The 21,382-nt window shown below is 59.2% G+C and carries 25 protein-coding genes and 4 pseudogenes; 19 read left to right on the top strand and 10 right to left on the bottom strand.

Annotated features, from left to right (window positions below; translation table 11 throughout):
* Positions 1-195: 195 nt before the first annotated feature.
* The 4 genes from LMTR13_RS43605 to LMTR13_RS08760 form a co-directional block, all read right to left on the bottom strand.
* Positions 196-381, bottom strand: a complete 186-nt coding sequence (locus LMTR13_RS43605) for a DUF294 nucleotidyltransferase-like/CBS domain-containing protein (protein ID WP_418219764.1) — start codon at positions 379-381, stop codon at positions 196-198.
* On the bottom strand, positions 300-1,409 hold the full coding sequence (locus tag LMTR13_RS08770) for a site-2 protease family protein (RefSeq protein WP_065727530.1): 1,110 nt from the start codon (positions 1,407-1,409) through the stop codon (positions 300-302). Before LMTR13_RS08770 ends, LMTR13_RS43605 begins: the two co-directional genes overlap by 82 nt.
* Before the next feature lie 980 nt (positions 1,410-2,389).
* Positions 2,390-3,229, bottom strand: a complete 840-nt coding sequence (locus LMTR13_RS08765; protein WP_236843449.1) for a cation diffusion facilitator family transporter — start codon at positions 3,227-3,229, stop codon at positions 2,390-2,392.
* 137 nt (positions 3,230-3,366) lie between these two features.
* Complete coding sequence (locus LMTR13_RS08760; protein WP_083218917.1) at positions 3,367-4,044, bottom strand: substrate-binding periplasmic protein; 678 nt, start codon at positions 4,042-4,044, stop codon at positions 3,367-3,369.
* 328 nt (positions 4,045-4,372) lie between these two features.
* On the opposite strand from LMTR13_RS08760, the pseudogene LMTR13_RS43600 reads away from it, so the two are divergent.
* The 6 genes and pseudogenes from LMTR13_RS43600 to LMTR13_RS08730 all read left to right on the top strand — a co-directional run.
* Positions 4,373-4,528 (top strand): annotated as a pseudogene (locus LMTR13_RS43600) (AI-2E family transporter); the annotation flags it as partial.
* 251 nt (positions 4,529-4,779) lie between these two features.
* Complete coding sequence (locus tag LMTR13_RS42250) at positions 4,780-5,544, top strand: hypothetical protein (protein ID WP_236843312.1); 765 nt, start codon at positions 4,780-4,782, stop codon at positions 5,542-5,544.
* A gap of 67 nt (positions 5,545-5,611) precedes the next feature.
* A pseudogene (locus LMTR13_RS08745) lies at positions 5,612-5,899 on the top strand (ABC transporter permease subunit); the annotation flags it as partial.
* Positions 5,896-6,444, top strand: a complete 549-nt coding sequence (locus LMTR13_RS08740) for a nitrous oxide reductase accessory protein NosL (protein WP_065727524.1) — start codon at positions 5,896-5,898, stop codon at positions 6,442-6,444. The pseudogene LMTR13_RS08745 and the gene LMTR13_RS08740, both read left to right, overlap by 4 nt.
* Positions 6,438-7,174 (top strand): annotated as a pseudogene (locus LMTR13_RS08735) (FAD:protein FMN transferase); the annotation flags it as partial. The gene LMTR13_RS08740 and the pseudogene LMTR13_RS08735, both read left to right, overlap by 7 nt.
* A gap of 86 nt (positions 7,175-7,260) precedes the next feature.
* Positions 7,261-7,643 (top strand): annotated as a pseudogene (locus LMTR13_RS08730) (c-type cytochrome).
* Positions 7,644-7,882: 239 nt separating this feature from the next.
* Here LMTR13_RS08730 and LMTR13_RS08725 read toward each other — a convergent pair.
* Both LMTR13_RS08725 and LMTR13_RS08720 read right to left on the bottom strand, forming a co-directional pair.
* The gene (locus LMTR13_RS08725) at positions 7,883-8,215 is read right to left on the bottom strand and encodes a metal-sulfur cluster assembly factor (RefSeq protein ID WP_065732533.1); all 333 of its coding nucleotides are present in this window, start codon (positions 8,213-8,215) and stop codon (positions 7,883-7,885) included.
* A gap of 65 nt (positions 8,216-8,280) precedes the next feature.
* Positions 8,281-9,192: an EamA family transporter gene (locus LMTR13_RS08720; protein WP_065727523.1), complete on the bottom strand. Its 912-nt coding sequence runs from the start codon at positions 9,190-9,192 to the stop codon at positions 8,281-8,283.
* Positions 9,193-9,541: 349 nt separating this feature from the next.
* On the opposite strand from LMTR13_RS08720, the gene LMTR13_RS38880 reads away from it, so the two are divergent.
* From LMTR13_RS38880 to LMTR13_RS08700, 4 genes are all read left to right on the top strand, one after another.
* Positions 9,542-10,417, top strand: a complete 876-nt coding sequence (locus tag LMTR13_RS38880) for a class I SAM-dependent methyltransferase (protein WP_236843311.1) — start codon at positions 9,542-9,544, stop codon at positions 10,415-10,417.
* 91 nt (positions 10,418-10,508) lie between these two features.
* Positions 10,509-11,576 carry a glycosyltransferase family 4 protein gene (locus tag LMTR13_RS08710; RefSeq protein WP_065727521.1) on the top strand — a complete coding sequence of 356 codons (1,068 nt, stop codon included), beginning with the start codon at positions 10,509-10,511 and terminating at the stop codon, positions 11,574-11,576.
* Positions 11,577-11,851: 275 nt separating this feature from the next.
* Positions 11,852-12,730: a zinc-dependent alcohol dehydrogenase gene (locus LMTR13_RS08705; RefSeq protein WP_236843310.1), complete on the top strand. Its 879-nt coding sequence runs from the start codon at positions 11,852-11,854 to the stop codon at positions 12,728-12,730.
* Between the two features lie 9 nt (positions 12,731-12,739).
* Positions 12,740-13,141 (top strand): 6-pyruvoyl trahydropterin synthase family protein, encoded by a 402-nt coding sequence (locus LMTR13_RS08700; protein ID WP_065727519.1) that lies wholly within the window; start codon positions 12,740-12,742, stop codon positions 13,139-13,141.
* 356 nt (positions 13,142-13,497) lie between these two features.
* Here LMTR13_RS08700 and LMTR13_RS08695 read toward each other — a convergent pair whose 3' ends face one another.
* On the bottom strand, positions 13,498-14,307 hold the full coding sequence (locus tag LMTR13_RS08695) for a RibD family protein (RefSeq protein ID WP_236843309.1): 810 nt from the start codon (positions 14,305-14,307) through the stop codon (positions 13,498-13,500).
* Positions 14,308-14,450: 143 nt separating this feature from the next.
* Between LMTR13_RS08695 and LMTR13_RS08690 the strand changes: the two genes are divergently transcribed.
* The 3 genes from LMTR13_RS08690 to LMTR13_RS40465 all read left to right on the top strand — a co-directional run bounded on the left by LMTR13_RS08690 (position 14,451) and on the right by LMTR13_RS40465 (position 16,381).
* The gene (locus LMTR13_RS08690; protein ID WP_065727518.1) at positions 14,451-15,587 is read left to right on the top strand and encodes a GTP cyclohydrolase II; all 1,137 of its coding nucleotides are present in this window, start codon (positions 14,451-14,453) and stop codon (positions 15,585-15,587) included.
* A 210-nt stretch (positions 15,588-15,797) separates the two neighbouring features.
* A complete protein-coding gene (locus LMTR13_RS08685) occupies positions 15,798-16,151 on the top strand; it encodes a hypothetical protein (RefSeq protein ID WP_156795507.1) in 354 nt (117 codons plus the stop codon).
* 59 nt (positions 16,152-16,210) lie between these two features.
* On the top strand, positions 16,211-16,381 hold the full coding sequence (locus LMTR13_RS40465; RefSeq protein ID WP_156795506.1) for a hypothetical protein: 171 nt from the start codon (positions 16,211-16,213) through the stop codon (positions 16,379-16,381).
* A gap of 241 nt (positions 16,382-16,622) precedes the next feature.
* Here LMTR13_RS40465 and LMTR13_RS43135 read toward each other — a convergent pair whose 3' ends face one another.
* A complete protein-coding gene (locus LMTR13_RS43135) occupies positions 16,623-16,745 on the bottom strand; it encodes a hypothetical protein (RefSeq protein ID WP_257784727.1) in 123 nt (40 codons plus the stop codon).
* A 466-nt stretch (positions 16,746-17,211) separates the two neighbouring features.
* Here LMTR13_RS43135 and LMTR13_RS08680 point away from each other — a divergent pair, with 466 nt between their 5' ends.
* The 5 genes from LMTR13_RS08680 to LMTR13_RS08660 all read left to right on the top strand — a co-directional run bounded on the left by LMTR13_RS08680 (position 17,212) and on the right by LMTR13_RS08660 (position 19,375).
* Positions 17,212-17,421, top strand: a complete 210-nt coding sequence (locus LMTR13_RS08680) for a hypothetical protein (protein ID WP_335622072.1) — start codon at positions 17,212-17,214, stop codon at positions 17,419-17,421.
* Positions 17,422-17,431: 10 nt separating this feature from the next.
* Positions 17,432-17,575: a hypothetical protein gene (locus tag LMTR13_RS40455; protein WP_156795505.1), complete on the top strand. Its 144-nt coding sequence runs from the start codon at positions 17,432-17,434 to the stop codon at positions 17,573-17,575.
* Between the two features lie 943 nt (positions 17,576-18,518).
* Positions 18,519-18,926 carry an SOS response-associated peptidase family protein gene (locus tag LMTR13_RS43290; protein WP_335622071.1) on the top strand — a complete coding sequence of 136 codons (408 nt, stop codon included), beginning with the start codon at positions 18,519-18,521 and terminating at the stop codon, positions 18,924-18,926.
* A 44-nt stretch (positions 18,927-18,970) separates the two neighbouring features.
* Positions 18,971-19,093, top strand: coding sequence for a hypothetical protein (locus tag LMTR13_RS43285; protein ID WP_335622070.1), 123 nt, complete (start codon positions 18,971-18,973; stop codon positions 19,091-19,093).
* A gap of 21 nt (positions 19,094-19,114) precedes the next feature.
* A complete protein-coding gene (locus LMTR13_RS08660) occupies positions 19,115-19,375 on the top strand; it encodes a hypothetical protein (RefSeq protein WP_065727514.1) in 261 nt (86 codons plus the stop codon).
* Here LMTR13_RS08660 and LMTR13_RS43595 read toward each other — a convergent pair.
* Entirely contained in the window at positions 19,270-19,740 is a 471-nt protein-coding gene (locus LMTR13_RS43595; protein ID WP_418219763.1) for a DUF6894 family protein, read from the bottom strand. The genes LMTR13_RS08660 and LMTR13_RS43595 overlap by 106 nt on opposite strands.
* Positions 19,741-20,686: 946 nt before the next feature.
* Here LMTR13_RS43595 and LMTR13_RS08655 point away from each other — a divergent pair.
* Positions 20,687-20,866 carry a hypothetical protein gene (locus tag LMTR13_RS08655; protein ID WP_156795504.1) on the top strand — a complete coding sequence of 60 codons (180 nt, stop codon included), beginning with the start codon at positions 20,687-20,689 and terminating at the stop codon, positions 20,864-20,866.
* A gap of 77 nt (positions 20,867-20,943) precedes the next feature.
* On the opposite strand, the gene LMTR13_RS38855 is transcribed toward LMTR13_RS08655, so the two are convergent.
* A complete protein-coding gene (locus LMTR13_RS38855) occupies positions 20,944-21,129 on the bottom strand; it encodes a hypothetical protein (RefSeq protein WP_083218912.1) in 186 nt (61 codons plus the stop codon).
* Positions 21,130-21,382 lie beyond the last annotated feature (253 nt).

Raw genomic sequence — 21,382 nt, 5'->3', positions numbered from 1 at the left:
GACGGCCTCGATATCGTCATCGGTCAGACCGCGCGCCGTTGTCGACATGACTTCCGTCAGGCGGCCGCCCCGCTTACCCGCGCGAAAACGCCGCAGCTGGTTGGAAAGACTCGATCGTCTTCGTGGCCGGTGAACCGGTCGCCACTGCTTTCCTTGTAGGCTCGGACGATCGAAATCCAAGGCGCGCCTTCGCGGCTATGAGTTCCGGCTGGCAGACGGAACGCGCCTGGCAACATTGGCGCCAGCGCGACCGTCTCTCGAAGTCAGTTGCTCGAACTCCTGACGGATGCCGAGGTAGCTCAGCAGGTCGCGCAGCGAGAGCACACCGACCAGCTGTCCATCGCGCGAGACCAGCAGGTGTCCCCTCCTTCCGCGCTGCATCTTGTGGAGGGCCCGGCTCGCGTCGGCTTCCGCCGAGATAGTGTTGTGCTCGCCGCATGCATACATGACGTCCGAGACCTGCTGCCGCGCGAGCGTGGGACCTGCTTTGTCGCGCAATGCATCCAGCGAGACGCAACCGACGAGGCGCCCGTCATCGACGACGGGTCCTTGAAGTAGTGCCGCAAAAAATACTCATTGAGCAACCGATCAATCGTGAGAGCTGGCGCCACGGAAATCGGATCGCGGCGCATCACAGCGGAAACGGGGATCCCCGCGAGGATCGATCGACGCACCTGATGCTCGAGGTGTGAACTAGCGGCCATTTGAACAAACAGTCCAAGTATGAACCACCAGATGCCGCCGATAACGCGTCCAGTCACAAACGCAAACAAGCCCGAGGCCATGAGGAGAAATCCGAACGCCCAACCTGCTCGTGCCGCGATTCGCGTTGCCCACAGGATGTCATTCTTCCATGCCCAGAGCGCCGCCCGCAGCATGCGCCCGCCGTCGAGTGGAAAGGCTGGCACCATATTGAATACGGCCAGGATGCAATTGATGCCGGCGAGATAGAGCAGGACCACTGCTTGGGCCGACAACGCCATCTCACCCTCGACAAGGCTTACGCCTCCCGGAATCAGCAGCACAAGCAAGTAGAAAGTGATTGCCAGCCCAAGGCTCATGATGGGACCGGCAATCGCCATCAAGAACTCGCCCTTGGCGCTTGTCGGCTCGTCCTCCATCTCGGCCACGCCGCCAAAAACGAAAAGGGTGATGCCGCGGATTGGCATGTCGTATTGACGTGCCACAACTGCATGCGCAAGCTCATGAAGCACGATCGAGACGGCTAGCCCGAGCAGCCCGGCAACACCCATCGCCCAATAGGTGGCAGGCTCAAGGCCAGGAGACGACTGGGGGAAGTATCCGACCGACAATGTCCAAACGATAAGCACAGCCAGCAGCAGCCAACTGACATCTACTCCGACGCGAAAGCCAAACAATCTGAACAGGGTGAGACTGCGATCGAACATGACGTTCTCCGGCCGGCGTAGTCCCGCTGTTTGAAAACGTCGTTCGCTGCTATTTGTTCGACTGGGTACGGCTTGCCGATTGTTAATGAAAAGCCGCTCAAGCGGCCGACCGGACTAGTCCAGTACGCCAGCTCTTCTATTGCTGAAGCCGGCACATCCGTATTGGGCTCACCCGTACGATAGCGGACCGTGTCAAGAGAACAGGCCAAGCCATGATGAGCAAATTCGTATCCCTTGTGGCATCTATTCAACGAACCAGATCGAGCGATGGATCGGAGGGAGCCTCACTTCAGTTTCCGGCGAACCTTTTTCTTTCTGCGCAAGGGCGGCTTGGGACGCGGCCGAGGGTTATAGATCGTCGTTCGCCGGCCGTTGGCTCCCTTCCTGTATTTCCGTGCTGAAGCTGCCATCCTTCGGAGTCCCGCCGATATTTGGTCCCGTTCCGGCCGACACTGAGCATCAAAGCCGAGCTGCTGGAATGCCGAAGATGAAGCCGACGAGGACAAGTCTTGCGTTAAAGGTAACCGGCACGATCTTGTTCCTCGACAACTGTCCGAGGCGTCCGTTTGACGCGGATTGTGCTACCTCGACGCGCTCCATTCGGATTGATTGTGCACCACGGCGGCGCCGCCGTCCACCGAGCCGGGAGTCGTTGGGTCATAACCTGATCGATCTCGCAGAGCTGATCGTCGAACTTGCGGCGGCTCGACGGTTGACGAGCGCAGCCAATCTAGGGCGATTACGGTGATTACGGTGATGACTGTTCCAACAAGCGGTGTACCAATCGAACCGCCGGCGAGCCGCCCCAGACCAGTAGAACGCGCGGCAGCAGAGAGCGATACACCGGGCCCAAACGGATCTCAGGAGATCGCGCTCCCGTCTCAGCCTTCCGATAAATGCAGTCGCCGAAACTGCGTGGCGGCGGCGACCCTCGCCACGCTGAAGCGGGTTTGCGCTGCGGGATTCAAGGCGCCCGGCAGCTAACGCTCCTTGCGATCGTCGTCATCGTCCTGCAGCTCCGATGCCTCGACCGGCATGATCGTCAGGTCATGAACCCGCCAATTGAGCGCCCTCGCCTTGCGCACGGCGTCGGCGATATCTCGCACGATGTTCTCGGTGGTGATCGGAACGACGAAGGCTTCACCAAAGAACACATGCCCCTCTTCGCGCATACGGACGTCTGCTCGTTCAATCCAGGGCAGTTTCTCCAGTTCGCCAGCCACCTCCTCAGGTAACGTTTCCAGTTGGCTCCGATCGGTGGTCCGCCGGGGCGTCTCATCAATCAGGTCATTGACTGCTGCGCGCAGGTTGTTGAGGCCATCGCGAACGATGTCGAGCGACACGAGTCCCGCCGCAACCGGATCGGTCCACCAATAGCCAAAGCCTGCCCCGAGAACGCCAACGGCGGCAGCCGATTCGGCCATCCAGTCGGCGCGATTCATTTCCGCGTCCGCATAAAGCACCTTATCGTGGATCACGGGAGCCAACTTCTTCTTCGCTCGACCGAGAAAGAACGACGGGATCCCCGTATAGGCCAGGGCAAAGAGCATCGGCCAGCCTGCCCATATTGTCGTGCCGAACAAATCAAAGCCGCCGATTGTCGCACGGTCCTGGTGAATTAGCTTCAGGGTGGCCTCGATCAGAAGAAATGCGCCCATCGCAAAGATTGCGAGAGAGGCAGTGACGTATCCTATCGAGACGCTTGCATGCATTCCATACGGGCACGACTTTGTGGCTGCGCGGGTAGCAAATCTGGAGGAGATCAGGAACGCCATGGGTGGCACCATACTGATCATGTCTTCGAGCCAACTGGTTCGCATCGCCTGCGACGAGCCCATTACCAGGAACAAGAGCACCGCTGCACTTGTCAGATACGCAATCGAAACCCACTCGAGCCGGCGCGCCTTTGCGAACGCCGCTTCCTCCTCTTCCGGAAACTCGATGAGACGTACCCGCTTCATGGCTTGTTTGTGCCTGCAAGCTGTCCCGGCTGCATCAGAAAGTGATCCAGGGTGTACAGAAGTCCGTTCTCTCCCGACGTCACGAGAATGACGTGCTTCTCGGTTTTCAGCGGCCGGGAACGATGGACATCTTCGCTGAGCTCGAACTCATAGGCGACAGCGATCTGCCCCCACCGATCGTTGCGCGCCTCGGGCCGCGCTTCGTGGCTCGCGATCAATGCTGCAAAATCCGGCCGCGCAGGGCGATACGCAATGACAGCGCCCTCAAGATCAGTCAGCGCTCGGACGGAATCTGCAGTAGGAAAGACAACGACGACCTTCGCCTCTCTGTAGACGTGACTGACGGCAGCTCGTGATGCCCAGTTGGTATCGCGAAGAAAACCGCCAATCAGAACGTCAACCTGTCCGCTCCGCAGCGCTTCGATCAGCGACGATTCCGATCCCGCAACCCACTCCACCCTGGCACCAAGGCGGGATGCGAACCTCTCGATCAACTGGGGCTCGATCCCTTCAGGGTTGCCGTTCTTGTTCTCGACCCAAGGCGGCCGCTCGCAGTAGCCTGCACGCAAAACACTTTCGCGGCGAACGCGCGACAGTGCTCCATTGGAATCTCGGGGGAAGTCGCATCCCACCAACAGGAGAACCAGGCCCATAGCGCAGAATGATCGCAACATTTGCGTGTCTCTTACCGGCGCGCGTGAGTAGACGGTTAACAGCGCTGTACTCTCGATGGTTCGATTCGAGACCACGATTTTCGCGACGGTAATGATCGTGCGCTCACCAGTTCCCTGCGCCGATCGATATCGCCGGGAATGACGCACCCGTTGGACGCGTCCATCGCTTGCTGTTCCGCTGAGGAACAAACCTCCCCCGGACAATTACCAACGAGTTCAAGGCGTGGCAGCACATCGTCGATGCGGATCAGACCCTCACGGGTGCCTGCGACGCGGGAGAAATCGGGCACAGCTGATTCCATGACGCTGGTCGGTCTGCTGTGCGAGCTTGTCCTTCTGGGTAATTGGATTGCCTTCGCCCGTAGGTCTTCGAGCAATTGCAGGCGCGACGAACTTCATCCCTTTGATCGGCCCGATTATCGGAGCCGTGCCAGTGGTCTTAGATCTTCACGTCGTGCTGTGGACTGTGGGCGCCGTTCTCGTCATTCAACAGCTCGAGGGCAACTTCATCACTCCGATCGTTCAGAAGCGTGCAATGGAGATAACCGGCGGCTCTCATTTTTCTTGGGATCTCTGCTTTCGGCGCGCTAGGCGTCATTCTTGCAGCACCCCTTACGGTCGTCATCATGGTGCTGGTGCAGAAACTGTGGATCCGCGAGACGCTCGGCGGGAAAGCCACGATCCCTGGAGAGAGACGCTCCAACTAATTGCCCCTTCCAATCTCGCGATAGTCTCGTGGACACTCAGACAGACTCTGGTCTTGCCGAAGCAGTGCAGCCTTTCGGCCCAACGACGCCCGCAAAAAGCGGGCCACGCGCACATGCGTTCCAACAAATTCGTGACTTTCTCCCCGTCTTCTGCCGAAATTTCCTGCCGGCGAAGTTCGGAGCGATAGCGTACCAAATCTGCGCATCCCGCACGCGCCAATTCCGCAACCATCTCCTGTACCAAAGCGCATTGAGACAATATGCTTTTGCCCGCAACATCCCGGAGCAGCGACATGAGAGGGAGAGCAGAATGAACAATGTCGCGAAGAGAACTGCCTTCGGAGCGCTCCTGGTTCTGCCGCTCCTCGACGCTGCAACGGCGGAGGGAGCGTTCAAGCTCAGCAACTGTGAGAACATTTCCTGCAGCCGTGATCTCAAGCGGGGCAAACTCAGAATTTCGTCGTGCAGCTCCTACGCTTATCTCTTCAACACGAACACTTCCAAGTACTTCCGGTGCGACGTCTCGCTTGCCGTGGTGCGGGATGCGAAGGAAGTAATAACGGTGCAGACAGACGGTTACTGCGCGCGCAAGATGCGAGTTTTCCAATCCGATTCCAGCTATGATCTCGGATTCGCCGAAACTGCGCCTCCAAGCACCAACTCATTTTTCGGACATGGCGGCTTTTCGGCTTGGGCTGCAGATACGACGCATCAAAAAGTGCGCGGCTGCATCACGATCGCCGCAGGACCGGGCGGCGAAGTCGCCCGATGCCTCGATATGACATTCAAGTAACGAGCCGTAATGTGCGATGACGGGATGGAAGATGGCTGCTCCCACACAATCATGAGCGGCGCCGCACTGGCTATTGATGGTGCTGGTGTTCGACATGGCGCTGCTCGGCGTGCTGGTCGTCGATCAGGGACGTGTCGTCTCGGCGCCGGTTTTGAAAGCCCTGCTGTTTCTCAATCCGACCGACCTCTACCGGATGACAAATCTCACCGGATTCAACGTGAGCCAATTTTCCGGCATGACAGGGCTCGCCGGCACCGCGACAACAAGCATCGGCGCATTGATGCTCGGACTGATCGCCTGGATCCTGGCGCCGCTTGGGCTTGCGACCGCATTCTTTGTGCGGAGGGAGCTATGACCCTGCGATTCCTCGCTGCCGTTCTAGCCGCTATTCTCCTGACAGGCTGTAATCAAGACGCGTCCAAATCGGTCGCCCCACCGCCGGTCGCGCTCACGAGCGACGCAATGGGCGTGTTCTGTGGCATGAACTTGCTCGAACATCCCGGACCAAAAGGCCAGATCATCACCGCAGGCAGGATCGACCCGTTCTGGTTCACTTCCGTGCGCGACACGGTGGCATTCACGCTGATGCCCCACCAACCTCGCGACATTCGGGCGACCTACGTGTCAGACATGGCGCAAGCGCCAAGCTGGGATGAGCCGGGAGCGACAAATTGGATCGACGCATGCAAGGCGTTTTTTGTGATCGAGAGCCGTAGGCCGGTCGGCATGGGAACTGCCGAGGCCGTCCCATTTGGCAATCGTGACGCCGCCGATGCCTTTGCCGCCACCAACGGCGGAAAAGTTGTCACGTTCGCGCAGATTCCCAGCGCATACGTGCTGGGTAGCGACGCCCCCGGCGAGCACACGGAAAACGACAGCGCGAACCTGCGAACGCATTGAAGGGATCGCCGATTCTAGCTGCCCCCGACGCCGACATGGTATCCCTGCTTAATGCCGCGCTGTTCTTTTCCGATCTGACCGATGGGGCGTTCGATCCGACCGTGCAACGCCTATGGCAGCTTTATGCTGGGCATTTCTCGTCGGACCGGCCTGATCCGGAGGGGCCACCTCAGGAAAGGCTCACTGAAGCGCTGGCGAAGGTGGGTCGCGATGGCCTGCTCGTGAACGCAAACGCGTCGCTCTACTAGGCACAACGCCGGCATTACCCTCAACGGCATCGCACAAGGGTATGCGACCGATCGCGTGGTGGACACGCTGCGGAAGGCCGGGCTATCGACGACGCTCGTCAACATGGGCGAGATACGAGCCATCGGCGCAAGGCCCGATGGCACGCCATGGCGCGTCGGCCTTGCCGATCCGGACGGGCCCGGCGCGGTCACGGAAACTGTCGATCTTGTTGATCGCGCTGTCGCCACCACCGCCGGGGCCGGTTTCCGGTTCGATTCCGCCGGCCGGTTCACGCACCTGTTCGATCCCGCGACGGGACGCAGTCCCGCCTTGTACCGCTCGGTCAGCGTCATTGCGCCGACGGCCACGGAAGCGGATGCGCTCTCGACAGCGTTCAGCCTCATGCCGGCTTCGCGCATCAGGGAAATTGCGGCTCATCGACCCGGCCGTGCAGGCCCGGCTGGTCACGGTCGGCGGGGATTCGCTTGTCTATGGAGCCTGACGCCGGATCTTTGCGTCGGTGTGAACCGTTAGTCACGGACTAATACGCAGGGTCAGCCGGAATGCGGACGCAGAAAGGAGAATGGGATGCGAGGACTTGTATTCGTGGCGCTGTTGGCGGTCGCCTCTTCGGCTGAAGTCAGGGCCCAGGACGCCGCCGCGGGTGAGAAGGTTTTCGCAGCGTGCAAGGCCTGTCACCAGATCGGCGACAACGCGAAGAATGCCGTCGGGCCCCTTCTCAACGGCATCATGGGTCGCAAGGCGGGCAACGTGCCTGGCTACTCCTATTCGGCTGCCAACAAAAATTCCGGCATCACCTGGGATGAGCCGACCTTCCGCGAGTACATCAAGGATCCTAAGGCCAAGATTCCCAGCTCGAAAATGATCTATGCCGGATTGAAGGACGAGCAAGGACCAGTGATCTGATCGCGTTCTTGAAACAGTTCGACGCGGACGGAAAGAAGAAGTAGCTCTTTCCACGCTCCTGCATGGGCTTCGCAATCTGGCTGGCAATCTCAGGTGGCCAGCCTCTCGGGCTCGAACGTCCCCGCACTGATCGCGGCGCGTCTGGCGTCCAAGTGACGTGCAGGATCGGCCCATATATCGGTCGGATCCGCCCCGTGACAGACCTGAGGCGCGACCGGCTGACCCGCCTCCGCTGCAGCCTTGGCACGCGCCCGCGCGTTTTATCTGTGGCTGCCCATTTACCTCAGTTGATTGCGGCGAAGCCGAGCGAGGCTCGGGCGCTAGGTTCGATGCGGGATGGCGTCCAGGGAGGTTCGAACGTCATCTCGATGTCGACCGAGCCGACGCCCGGGACATGCAAGATGTTCGCCACGCCCTCCTTCAGGAAACAGGTTGTCGGGCAAGACGGGCTGGTCGTCGTCATGGTAATGCGGACGGCGTCCCCGACGATGGCGATGTCATAAACGAAGCCGAGATCAATGATGTTGTGACCGAGTTCGGGATCGATCGCGACGCGCAGCGCGTCCCGGATTTGACTAACAAGTTCACCGGTCGACGGCGCCCTGACGATCCTCACGGTGGAGTTGATGCCAGTACCAGGCTCGTGCACCGCAAAAAAGGCTGCGTTAGCTTGGTCACGTGTTATCTGCTGATCAAGTAACCCCCCACGAGCATGAGGCAAGTTCCCAGGCCTTTTTGCAGCATCTTCATGCGGGTCAGCGATTCCTCGGCCACGCGAGGGAAAAACAGTGTCAACACGATACCGAATGCAAAGACGAAAAGTGGCTGGAACGAATTCACGAGAAGAACCAAGGCGACGGGCGCCAGGAGCGTCGCGTAAAGCGTGACGGCTTCGCTGACGCTGAACAATATCTTGCTCAACGCGATGAGGGCAACAGCGAGAACTCTCGATTGCTTGAAGAGGTCGAGGAAATCGCGGCGGAAACTCGGAACGCTGACCAGGAAGGTCAAACCAGTCACCGTTTGGCCGACGAAACCCCAAAAAAGCGAAACCCAAAAACCCTTGTCCACGGCGATCAGCTTAAAAACGACGCCATTTACCGCACTCAAGAAGGAGGCCCCTAGCATCAATACCACAACGTTTCGCTTGAGCCGCATTCCCCGCCGACCAAACTCAAACGACAATGCAAGCGCACCAACAATAATAGCGAGCGAACCCAATACTTGAGCAAGCGCGATCGTTTCACTCAGAATGAAGTAACCGAGGAAGTAAGCAAAGATCGGCACCGTCTGATAAAACGGGGTAACGAAAGATGCCTCATCGAGGTCAAGCGCGTAAAGATAGCAAACAGCGGCGCAGACGCTGGAGATACCGGTCGCGACAAGCGCTGTTCCTTGAACAAAACTGATCTCGTACACGTCCGGCTGAATGAACGATACGATCGTGATCGCCACGCCGCTAAACAGCGACGAGAATATGACAATCGATCCGATACTTTTCTGCTTGAGATATCTCGATAGCAAAAACTTGTCATTGTGGTTGGCGCAAGCAAGTAGGAATGGCGCCCACAGAGCAATGAAAAACCAGCTCATAATTGACACTCCGCCAGGAATTATCTTCAGCTCCGCCGAGGCGGACTGTGGCCCGATCCTGACTACGGGCCCCCCTTAGTGTGCGCTCCACCGCGTCAGGACCGAAGTCCAAAGAAGTTTCTGCGGCGTGCAGCATCCTCTTCTTCTCCGGACCCTCAAGCCTAGAACCTGCGACCTGCCAGACGATGGGGCGTCGGGATTCAACATCTGCCGATCCCGGATAGCAAATTTGCAAACCGAGGCATCGACGCGCCAGGTTCCGCACGAGCGTATTGAGCTTCCGGGGAACTTATGCGGGGCAATTGGATTGTTTGATTGCCGCTTAGAGTGGTTCTCGGGGCGCCCTGTCATGCAGATGATACAGCCGCGGAAACCGACAAGTTCTGCCGATCTCGCAGGCCGCACGCTGCAGGGGCAGGCACCTTGCGCCAAGCGACGAGCGCCTTGGTCTTGGTTTCGCGGCGTCAAAACCACCGCCTCATGCAACACCACGGACATCAGGTCTTTCTTTGATAGATGTGCATCAACAGGATCCCCTGAGCAGCATGGTCACCCGCAACGGCTGCTCGAATACCGCCTCGCACTTGTGCGACATCTGGCTCGAATCCGGTCCTCTGATGTGGTGCTGGACCTCGGCTGCGGCAACGGCAATCACCTCCTCGCGCTTGCACCTGCAGTAGCTCGTGGCATCGGGATTGATGTCTCGCCGGGCATGATCGCATTGGCGCACGCGCGTCTTGGGAACTCAGCTTGGACAGCCAATCTTACGTTTGAGGTGGGCAACGCCGAGAAACTGAACGGAATCGCGGACGAGTCGATCGATCTGGCCATTTGTATCGGTGCCTTCGAGCACATGCTCGACAAGAGAGCGGTGTTGGCCAGCATCTATAGGGGGCTGAAGGTTGGCGGCCGTTTTTTCTGCCTGACACCGAATGCCGATTACGTTTGGTATCGGACGATAGCGCCTGCGTTGGGGGTTCGCACTAAGCATCTTTCCAGTGACCGACTGCTGACTCGCGAAGAATTCTCCATGCTGCTAGATCAAGCTGGGTTTCGCCGCAGTCGTTCTGCTGCCTGGACGTTCATTCCCAAGGGAGATGTGCCCGCCCTCGTTGCGCTACTACTCACCATGCTTGATGTCATCGGACGATACGCTCGACTGGATTCTTTCCGCGGCGGCCTTTCACTATGCGCCTGGAAGGACGCGACACCTACCTCGCAGTGATAAGGAATGACCATCATGAAGAGCCATATTGTTCGGCTTACGGCTCGCGCAAATCCGTTGGACTTGGGGCAACCATCGCTGGACCCGCACCATGCGCGCGTTTCCATCCAATGAACGGCACCTTGCGTTCGCCGTGCCGGGTGATCTCTGCACGCCCACCGGAGGTTACCGCTATGATCGACGCATCATCCAGGAGCTTCAGCAGCTCGGTTGGCACGTCGATGTCGACAATATAGGCGACAGCTTTCCGTTCCCGGGTATCGCGCAGCGCGCGACCGCGCTGGCGATACTGTCCGCGGTGCCGGCCGGCTGTCCGATAGTCGTGGATGGCCTTGCGTTCGGGGTCCTGCCCGAAGCCGGCGCGCTCCGATCCCGCACACCGCTCATCGCGCTGGTGCACCAACCGCTTGCTCTGCACTCTGGTCTAGACACCAGGCAGGCAGACGCCTTCCGCGACAGCGAGCGCGTCGCGCTCGCTGCTGCGGCGCACGTCGTGGTCACGAGTGAGGCAACCGCCCGGATCCTGATCGCTGATTACGACGTCCCGGCTCACCGCGTCAGCGTGGTCCGACCGGGTAATGATCCTGTTCCGGCAGCGCCTGGCAGCAATGATGACGTCGTTCGGCTTCTCTCGATTGGTTCGGTGGTACCGGACAAAGGATACGATCTGCTGATCGCCGCGTTGATCGCACTTGCCGACCTACCCTGGCGGCTGACGATCGCGGGTGACCGAACCCGCGACCCGGTCGCGGCCGCGCAGCTTGACGCCGATATCCAGGCCTGCGGCCTCGGCGACAGGGTCACGGTGCTCGGTGCTGTGCCGGTTGAGCGCATCATCGAACTCTATTTGGCATCCGACATATTTGTTCTCGCGTCGCGTTTCGAAGGGTATGGGATGGCGCTCGCCGAAGCGATCGGGCACGGGCTTCCGGTCGTGTCTACTAGGGTGGGCGCAATCCCCGATACAGTGCCGGCGGAGGCCGGTCTGCTGGTGCCTCCGGACGATACGATCGCATTGGCGCACGCACTGCGCCGTCTGATCGGCGATCCGCCTGAACGGCGGCGGCTCGCCACGAACGCTCGCGCCGCAGCGGCTCAGCTCCCCACTTGGCAAGATTCCGCCCGACTGTTTGCCGCCGCAATCGAGACGATCGGCTAAGGAGTGGGGGCACGAAGGTCCTATCTCGGTGAGAGCGCGCATATCATTGCTGGTGGATGTTCTTGTAGCAAAGAGGTATGGCTTCTCATTTGCCAGCGGGCCGTGCAGACTACCGTTTTGTAACGCGTTAAATCGCTGGGAATTCCAGGCCGGGATCTAAGAAAATGGCTGTTAGTGCGAGTGCGGATATTGCCTCGGCCCTATGGTACCACGGACCTGGACAGGTTGAGATTCGCCGGGAAGAGTTGGCTCCGCCCGCCGCAGGCGAAGTTCGCGTGAAAACCATCTATAGCGCGATCAGTCGGGGCACTGAATCCCTGGTATTTGGCGGGCGTGTACCCGTGAGCGAATTCGAGAGGATGCGCGCGCCGTTCATGCAGGGTGATTTTCCCTTTCCCGTTAAGTACGGCTACGCCGCCGTCGGACGGGTCGAGAGCGGCGGAGAAGCCTTGCTGGGCAAGAACGTCTTCGCGCTGTTCCCGCACCAGACCGCCTTCAACATTCCTGCGAGCGCAGCGGTCCCTCTTCCGGAAGCCGTGCCACCTCGACGCGCGGTGCTGGCGGCTAACATGGAAACCGCGCTGAACGGCGTGTGGGACGCTGCACCGGCACCAGCCGACCGCATCGCCGTCATAGGAGCTGGCGTGGTCGGTTCTCTCGTCGCGTATCTGTGCGGGCAGATTCCTGGGACGGACGTCACGCTTGTCGATAACAATCCAAGTCGGGCGAGAATAGCAGGAACACTCGGGGTTAGTTTCGCTGAACCCGGGAAAGCAAGGGGTGACTGCGACCTCATCGTTCACGCCAGTGGTTCGCCCGATGGACTACGAACGGCGCTTGAACTGGGCGGAGACGAGGCTACTGTGCTTGAGATGAGTTGGTACGGTGACGCGGCGGTGACCGCAATGCTTGGCGGCTCCTTCCATAGCCGCCGGCTTCGCCTGGTATCCAGCCAGGTCGGGCGCGTTGCCCCATCGCACCGTCCGCGCTGGACGCGCGTCCGCCGTCTCGCGGCCGCCGTCGCACTGCTCAATGATCAACGGCTCGACGCATTGCTGGCACCGGCGGTTGCGTTTGGCGACTTGCCGGATCATCTGCCGGGAATTCTCGACGCCAAGGCCGGCATACTCTGCCAACCCGTCGTTTACTCGTAAGGAGCTGTCTTGTTCACCGTCGAAGTTCGCGACCACATCATGATCGCTCATTCATTCCGGGGCGCGGTTTTCGGGCCTGCGCAGACGTTGCACGGGGCGACCTTCGTTGTCGATGCCGCGTTCATCGCGGACACCCTCGATAACAATGGAATTGTTATAGACTTCGGCCGCGCACACCATGCGCTTAAAGCGGTCCTGGCGCCACTCAACTTCCGCAATCTCGACGACGTGCCCGAATTCAAGGGCAGCAACACTACAACGGAGTTTCTGTCCAAGTATATTTTCGAAGGGCTGGCGAAGTCGGCCCGAGCTGGCGAACTCGGGCGTCCCGGCCAGGAACTCAAGGCCCTGCGCATCACGCTCTCAGAGTCACACGTCGCTCGCGCGCAATACGAGGCTCCCTTGTGGTAAAGACGTCGTCCTCGCCGTGCCGGGCAGCCTCGACACGCTAACCGGTGGTTACGCGTGTGATCGGCGGGTTATCGCTGAACTCCGGGATTTGGGCTGGTTTGTCGAATGTCGCGATCCCGGCGAGGGATTTCCTTGTGCGATGAGACGCCTCCGGTTAACCGCGCGATCGCGAAGCTCGCGAACAGGAACCCGCTGCTCGCATCATTCCTCGCCTCGGAATGGGAACTATCTGCCAATCAGGCGGAAGTGCTGCGTCGCAGCGAGTAGGCCGCTCTTGCTGCGACGCGAGAAGTCGTTGTGCCATCTGGTTGGTCAGACGAGAAGGATAGTCGGCAAAGCGATTCAATACGCGTAGGTCACGTCGACTTCTTGGTCAAACCGAGTGCCACACGTTGAGCCGACAAGTCGCAATCAAACAGTACATCATCATCGATCATGTGCACGCGCACGGGCATACGGTGGGCCTGATCGGCCCGCTCGAGCGGCGGCAACTCGATGCCAGGACCTCCGGCTCCCAACATGACGGGCGCGACGGTTATATGCAGGCGATCGAGACATCTGGCCGCGATAAAGCGCGAAACGGTGTCAGCGCCGCCCTCGATCAACATGCGGCGCATCCCTGCCCGCGTCAGGGAGGCTACGATGGCGGACGGAGCTATATGTCCATCTTGGGCTGGCAGAGCCACAACTTCCACCCCGGGAGGCGGCGTGCAACGTGTGCCCTCTGCCGTGATTAGCAGGCGGCGAACACCATCATCAGCAAACAATCTCGCGTTGGCCGCAAGGCGACCTCTTGGATCGATTACGGCACGCGCCGGCTGAGGGCCGGCGACTTGTCTGACCGTCAATTGCGGGTCGTCAGCGACGGCCGTGCCAACGCCAATGACGACAATGTCGACGAGCGCACGCAGCCGATGGAGGTGCTCAATGCCAGCCGGACAATTGATATACTTTGAATGGCCGGTAGCCGTCGCGACGTGTCCATCGAGCGATTGGCCGATCTGCCCCACAATCACGAGATCGTCCACGCCCCCGTTGCGCAACGGGCCAAACAGATCCACCCAGCCCTGAGGGAGGGGCTGCTGCCCTCGACGAAACCGCTGGACAAAGTTCTCCCATGCATCAGGAGACGCGAATTCACGGGTGGGTAATTTGCCAAGCAGCACGGCAGAGATCAAAACTCGGGACCTGTGCATTAACAATGCTACTATCCACCACTCGGTTGCAAAGATCCATCTGATTTCTAGCGGAACGATTCAGGGCTCTCGGTGTTCCACGAACGTGCCCAGTCAAAGAAAGACACCCGCGAATGAGCGCCGCGCATTCGTGTGCAAATTCATCCCTGCTTGGCAACAAGGAGTACATCAGTCTCAGCCGCGCCTTGAGCGAGCTGCGGGCGCGAAGACCGATTCGTATTAGCGCATCTGGCGAATCCTTGCTCGCTTTGCCCGTCGACGGCCTTGACGAACAAGGCCTGAGTGATTTTGCGGTCCTGTGCAGTCCGAACGTGTTGAAAATCGTCGTCACGCGACAGCGAGCCCGCTCGATCGGCATTACGGCATCGACCGCAATGGCGTTACCACTTTCCGGGATGGTCGGCATGAGCACTATCTTCGACCTCGCTGCAAATGCTGTAAACGAGGGGCATTTCGCAGGAGCGGCGGAGACTGCAAGCTGTGCTGCCACGGCGGCAATCCGGCTCGTTAAGTTGAGCCGCAGCCTGCCGGCGGTGCTCGCAGCGGAAGTGCCGAACCTCGACAACGATTTGATGCATCTGATCGTTACGGTTGAAGCGGACGCGGTCAATCGGTTTGCCGCGGACGCGACGAATGCATTTGCACTCGCGAGCGAAGCAACAATTCCACTAGCGTCGGGCACGGCGGCGCGCTTTGTCGTGTTTCGGGACGCGCTCGGCGTGGATCAAGTCGCCATCATCGTCGGGAAGCCAGATTTTACCCAACCGGTCCCTGTTCGGCTTCATTCGGCATGCCTGACCGGAGACGTGTTCGGCTCGCGGCGATGCGACTGTGGAGACCAGCTTCGGCTCGCCCTCGCACGCCTAGAAAGCCTCGGCGGCGGCGTCATTCTATATATGGCGCAGGAAGGCCGCGGTATCGGCCTTGCGAACAAGATGCGAGCTTATCGACTGCAGGACGGCGGGCTCGATACGCATGATGCCAACACGACGCTCGGCTTTGAAGACGATGAGCGCGACTACGGCGTTGCTGCGCTGATGCTGCGAACCCTGAACTGCACGCGGATCGTCCTGCTCACCAACAATCCAGCCAAGCTCGACGGACTCACAAAAGCCGGAATCGAGATCGCTGCCCGCGTCGCGCTTGAAGCGCCGGTCACCCCCCACAACAGGCGCTACCTAACGACGAAAGCGGTACGCTCCGGTCACAAAATCATCAATCTGAAGGCTTCGGTTAACGAAAAGTCCTAATCTTGTAACGTTCTATTCGCTTAGAGCAATATCCTCTCATCGCGCGAAAAGCCGATGACATGCCACGCCGCGTTCGACGCCTCGGCGATCTCGCATTCCGGTATTTCACTATCGGAGTAGGCTTGATCTGGTCCGCTGCGTTTGGCGTGATCGCGCTTCTGCGCGGCGACCAGAACCTAAGTCCCGCAGTCGCTCGCGATAGAACGGCACGTGCTCGCGGGCATGGTCGAGCAGCACTTTCAGCTGATCACGCTGCCTTCTCGATATTTCAGGTTGAGACCACCACTGGAGCTGCGGCTTCAGCTTGAGACTGTACCGCTCGAACTCGTCGTCAACGAGGACGATGGCGAACCTTATGACGACAGCACCTGTCGCCATAGGGTGTCGACCGCGCGCGCCGTTGCGGTGTTCGGCTTTCTCGCGCGCGATAGCGTTCGCCAGGTGATCGTCCGCGCTGAGCGGTTGACCACCGAACTGCTATTCGCGTCTTTCCCGCTCAATGAAGAGAACAAGGCGCAGCGCGCTCGCGCAGTTGATCATCGCGCCCATCTGCTGACGAAATGACTGGAGGCGGAAGCGGCGCGCGACAGCAATTGCGATGACGGAGCACGGCGCCTGAAGCCGTGTCCGTCGCTGATGTTCATCAACAGCGCCGGCGACTCGACCAAAAACACGACCAGGACCTGCGCGATACCTGGGTCATGTTGCTCGATCGCGCCGGCTGCGACCTGTTGACGATCTGCGACATTGGACTAAACCGCTCGCGCGGCAGGGCGCTGCGGCTGGCGACATAGCCAAGAGGATAGCGCAACGGGCGTCCTGTCTTGAGACCGAGGTGTTTCGACAACCTCACTCAAGACAGGAGCATCCCCATGACCGACGAGGCCATGAGCCCATTGCGGCGGCGCATGATCGAAGACATGACGATCCGCAAGTTAGCGCCGAAGACCCAACATGACTAGTGCAAAGGATCAAGAACTTCGCGGCGTTTCTCAGGCGATCACCGAATACGGCGAGCTTCGAGGACGTGCGCCGCTACCAGCTGCATCTGGCGGCGAGCGGCGTCGGCGTGCCGATCCTCAACCAGACCGTCTCGACGTTGAGGTTCTTCTCGACCTCCTTTTCGAGGTGCTGAATTCTAACGTCCAAATCTTTCATGCCTATCCCATGTTTAGTATTTGGAGGTGGCGGAGGATAAGGGGCAGTACGCATTGCTACTCCACTAAGTTTACGTGCAGAGTGAAAGCAACGACAAGCCTTCGGCTTGGGTTCCCAACGAGTTACCTCGATTGACCGTTCTGCCCGGAGCCAATGCTCCACTATCCTACCCTTGGGGTGGGACCGCCATGGACCTCCTTCGGGCTGAGAAGATTGCCACTGTCCAGGACCGGTCAAACCATGACTGCCGTTTCTGCGGGGCAAGGCTCACGCATGTCAGAACGATTGTTGAATCTGAAAGCGGAGTTGTCATTCATATGTTTGAATGCGGGCAGTGCGGGGACCGCACTTGGAGCGAGTAAGGTCGAAAGCAAGAACTGCTCTTGTTCTTTGAAAGCTCGCTTTGCCCTGGTCGACCCCGTTTGACGATCCAATACCGCTTCCAAAGGGCCGGCGGCTACTCACCTTGAAGGACACGGCCAGCTACATCATGAGGCTGCCGAAGGCCGAGCACTCCGCGCCAGAATGGCAGGCCGCCATGGAGGCGCTGATCCTCGTCGCCGAGAACGACGGGCCAACAATGCTTGCCCGGATCGGCGTGATACGGGCGCTGAACCGTCACGTCGAGCGGATCTTTAATCCCGATCGCAACATCATTGGGGCAAGCGCAAGCTGAAGAGGGATCAATGACGGTCTGGAATATGTCGATGCCAGCAAGGAAGTCGGCGACGTTGATCCCCAAGGTCTTTGCGAGCCAAGATGTTGCCGAAGCCTGGTTCAAAGAGAACGATCCTGAGGGCGTGGCGTTCGAGTATGAGGTCCTCGAATGAAAGAGGCCGCCAATTGGGGCGGCCTTAGCTCTAGATAGGAGGCCTCAGCCCGGGGGATGAAAGCCACTCGTTGATATGATTTGCTGTATCCGTCAGACGCGCCCGGCGCATGAGGTCATCACGTTCTCGACCTGGCGGCAGCTTGTTCGCTCGTTCCTCTAGATCTTTCGCGACTTGCAAGACCCGCTCTTCAAGAGCGGGACGATTCGCGCGCTCTTCCTCCGAAAACCGATTCCTGCGTTTGATTGGGGTCGATTGGCCCATTCTGGTTTCTCCCGTTGATTGGAGGGGTAACGACCGGGAACGATCTTTGATCCTAATCCATCTGGTACTGGCCGAAATAGGCCACCTGGAACTCCGAAATTGAGCCCTCCGGAACAAACCCGGGTCGGGAAAATTAGGCAATGATCAAAGCCCGCGAGCAATCCACGAGACCTAGCTGCTTTTGGACCTGCGCCGCTTTAGCTTGGTCAAGCGCTCCCTTGCATCCTGTCCAACCGCTTTCGGTCGGCTGCTGACACGAGACTACCTGCGCCTCGGGCTCACCTTGCCAGTGGTAAACTAGGAGGGCGCACAACATAAGATCGGTGTTGCCTTTCGGTAACCGCGGGCTCTGCCCACAAGCGATATGCTCAGCGTTTTGGGAGACAGGCATATGGATGTGTATTTGAACACCAGAGGTGATCTGCTCGTTGTGAAGAAGGGGTCTCCGATACCGCCATTGCGCCGCCGGGAAAATGGCGCAAGAGCAAGAAACGGGTTATCAAAGTTAGCGAGGAGATTAGGTCGTCGGTCCAAAGGCAAGGCTACTACATGCGCAAGCTGAGAAAACTGCATACTGATCGAGACTAGCGGAAACATCTATCGCGGCAGCGCTCCATAAGAATGTGCAATCTCTACAGCATCACCACACCAAAAAGCCATCCGCGCACTCTTTCGCGTAATGACCGCTATGTCGGCAACCTGCCGCCGATGCCCGGGCGTGTTTCCGGATTATCCCGCGCCGGTCATTCGCAACGCCAGCGCTGAGCGCGAGCTCGTCCTGATGCGCTGGGGCATGCTGCCGCCCCCGCGAACGGGCGGTCCGCCAGTCACGAATATCCGCAACACCACTTCCCCGCATTGGCGCGGCTGGTTGAAGCCTGAGAACCGATGTTTGGTGCCGTTCAACAGCTTCGCCGAATACGCGTCTGAGCCAAACCCTGAGACCAAAAAGAAAGACGTCATCTGGTTCGCGATCAACGACGACCGGCCGTTGACCTGCTTTGCCGGCATCTGGACCGAGTTCAAGGGCGACCGCGGGACGAAATCGAAACAATCCCAGGCCCGCATCTGGTCTATGGCTTTCTGACCACGCCCCCGAATAGCGTCGTCGAACCGATCCATCCGAAAGCGATGCCGGTCATCCTGATGACAGACGAGGAGCGCGACGTCTGGATGCGTGCGCCGTGGGATGAAGCGAAGGCGTTGCAGCGGCCGTTGCCCGATGATGCGATAAAGATCGTCGCCCGAGGCTGATAAGGAAGACAAGGCCGCCGCATGAAATACGCCGACACCCGTCCCTACGCCGACCCGGAAAAAGCTGCACGCCGGATCCTCGAGATCGCGAACGCGGTCGAGCCGGTTCAGGGCCGCATCCACATCGAGAAAGTCAACGAGCCGTTCCTGTTCAGGGATAAGGGTACGCCAGCGGACTATGGCGCCGGGCTAACGCTCGCAATCGAGCGCGGCTGGCTGACGATGCACGAATCCGGCACCTTCATCACCTTCACGCCGGCCGGCGCAGAATTGTTCGCATGACGTGCGAAGGGAGGGGCCCCGGCGGCGGCGCCAGGCCCTCCTCTGACAAGCGTCGCACGAGGCCCCTTCCTCCGCCAGGCGTCGCATCGGGGACGTGGCTCCGACCTTACCTGATTGTCCTCTCTGCCTCTGCCGATCGAGCTCGAATGTGAACTTGACCTGAAGCCCGGCCCATCGTCGTCTCGGACCTCAATCGCCATCCGGTGGTCGGTTCCGTTAGACCACTTTCTCACGGCATCGAGTGCCATGTCCGCCAGCGCGCGGGCGGCCTCCTCTTGCGCTGCTTGTAGGGTGGAGAGTTCCAGACCTTGTTCGTCGGGAGTTAATTCGCCGCCTTCTCGTATGTCGAAAGAGTAACGTGGCATCGGCAGCAGCCTTCATTCTGAAAGCAGAACGAAAGTAACCCGGAATGGTTCACGGGGCGACGCAAGACAACGAGGCCCGGGGTGCCTAGGAGTCCGGACCTCGTGACCTCAACGGCCCAGTGCTTTGGGTCGCTCGGCCGGAAAATAAACTAGCAGCGTCCTACTTGTTCCAAACTTGATATCGCTCAAGCTGAGATGGCTTAATCGGCATCGCCAGACCGACGGCTTTCCGCAATGAAGCCCGTGGGCATTGCCGGGATGTCGACAGGATCAGAGGGATCGGTTCGGTTGCATTTTGGACACAGCGCGCCAGCCCCGCCGCAGTCGACAGGCCCTGTCGCCCAAAAAGGGCGATCGAGATGGTACTCACAAACCCAGCGACTATTGTCGCATCTCACACAATATTGCATCAGACGACTCTCGGCCGGTCCGTCGAGCCCCTGAAAATTTGGCGACGCTGCTTCCTTAGCTCCGCATTTGTTCGAAAGGGGGTCCCGAGTTCGTGCGCTTTCCGCTTCGTCATCGCGAGCGATCGTTTAAGAGCAATCGATGTACGCAGTGCCGAAGCGCCTGAGGCAGCCATGGCTTTCAGGCGTTCGATGTCGTCTTGGGACCAAGGCTTAATTATCAACGGCACACTGCAATTCTGATCCCTTACTAACGGTGGACAGTTGGCCAAAAGAGCGCCAGCCGGCGGGGCTGAGGCCCTTCTTGGGTCGGCCTGTCGCATCGTGGGGAGATGCGACTTTGTCTCAATGCGCATCTGCACGAGCAGTTCCTGACGCCGAAACGACGATCGAAATCTCTTCCGGTTCCCTACCTGCCCCCCCCGCGACCCAACGATGGTCTGATGCGCTTGCGCTGCTGGAGTTGCCATTTTTTCCCGTATCACGGGAACGAGGGCTTCCGGTTCAGCTTTAGTAACGACGTATTTTGGAGGGCGAAAATGGACGAATTTCCTGAACTGGCAACCGCAGGTCTGGTGGTGACGTTAGCTGGCGTCTTGCTGGTGTTGTCATACTTTTTCATAGCAGTTCAGTCGGCGAAGCACCCTTGGATGAACGCTTCATACACATCTCCAATCAAAGCCAACCAAGTTACGTTTTACCAGGCTCGGGACTTCTGATCTCTAGTTGTTCCGTGCGGGAGGAGCGCGGTTGTGTGGAGCGGCACGACGGGGCTCCCAATCGGCGTCATTGACGCTTAGGCTGGCGTAATTGGCTTTGCATTTCCCATCGCTTGCTCGACTTGATCGGCCAGGCTGCTCAAGTGACGGGCCAACCTATCGAACAGCTCTCGTTTTGCTTGGCTGGTTGCAAGATCGCTGATCAGTCTGCACTCGGCGGCATCTTTTCGAAGCTTTTCCAAATGAGCTTGGTGGTCCTTCATGGGGCTGGCTCTCGGGCTGGCGAGGCTTCTTCTATCTGCACTTCGAACCAGCCTAGCTCCTTTAGCTCGCGCGCTTTCTTTTCGGCTCCGTCCCGACTGTCTCGCTTCAATACTATGCGGCTCGTGCCATTGCGGGCAAAGATGAAATAGGCCATTCTTCAATTCCTACTACGTCCGCATGCGAACGAAAAAGGGTCGCAGGCATTTTCGCGCTGCGACCTTCGGGCTTAAATAATCGGTGATGAAAACGCTC

Source organism: Bradyrhizobium icense (genome assembly GCF_001693385.1).
Taxonomy (GTDB): Bacteria; Pseudomonadota; Alphaproteobacteria; order Rhizobiales; family Xanthobacteraceae; genus Bradyrhizobium; species Bradyrhizobium icense.
Note: the sequence above shows the minus strand (reverse complement) of the source record. Positions and strands in the feature narration are given on the sequence as shown.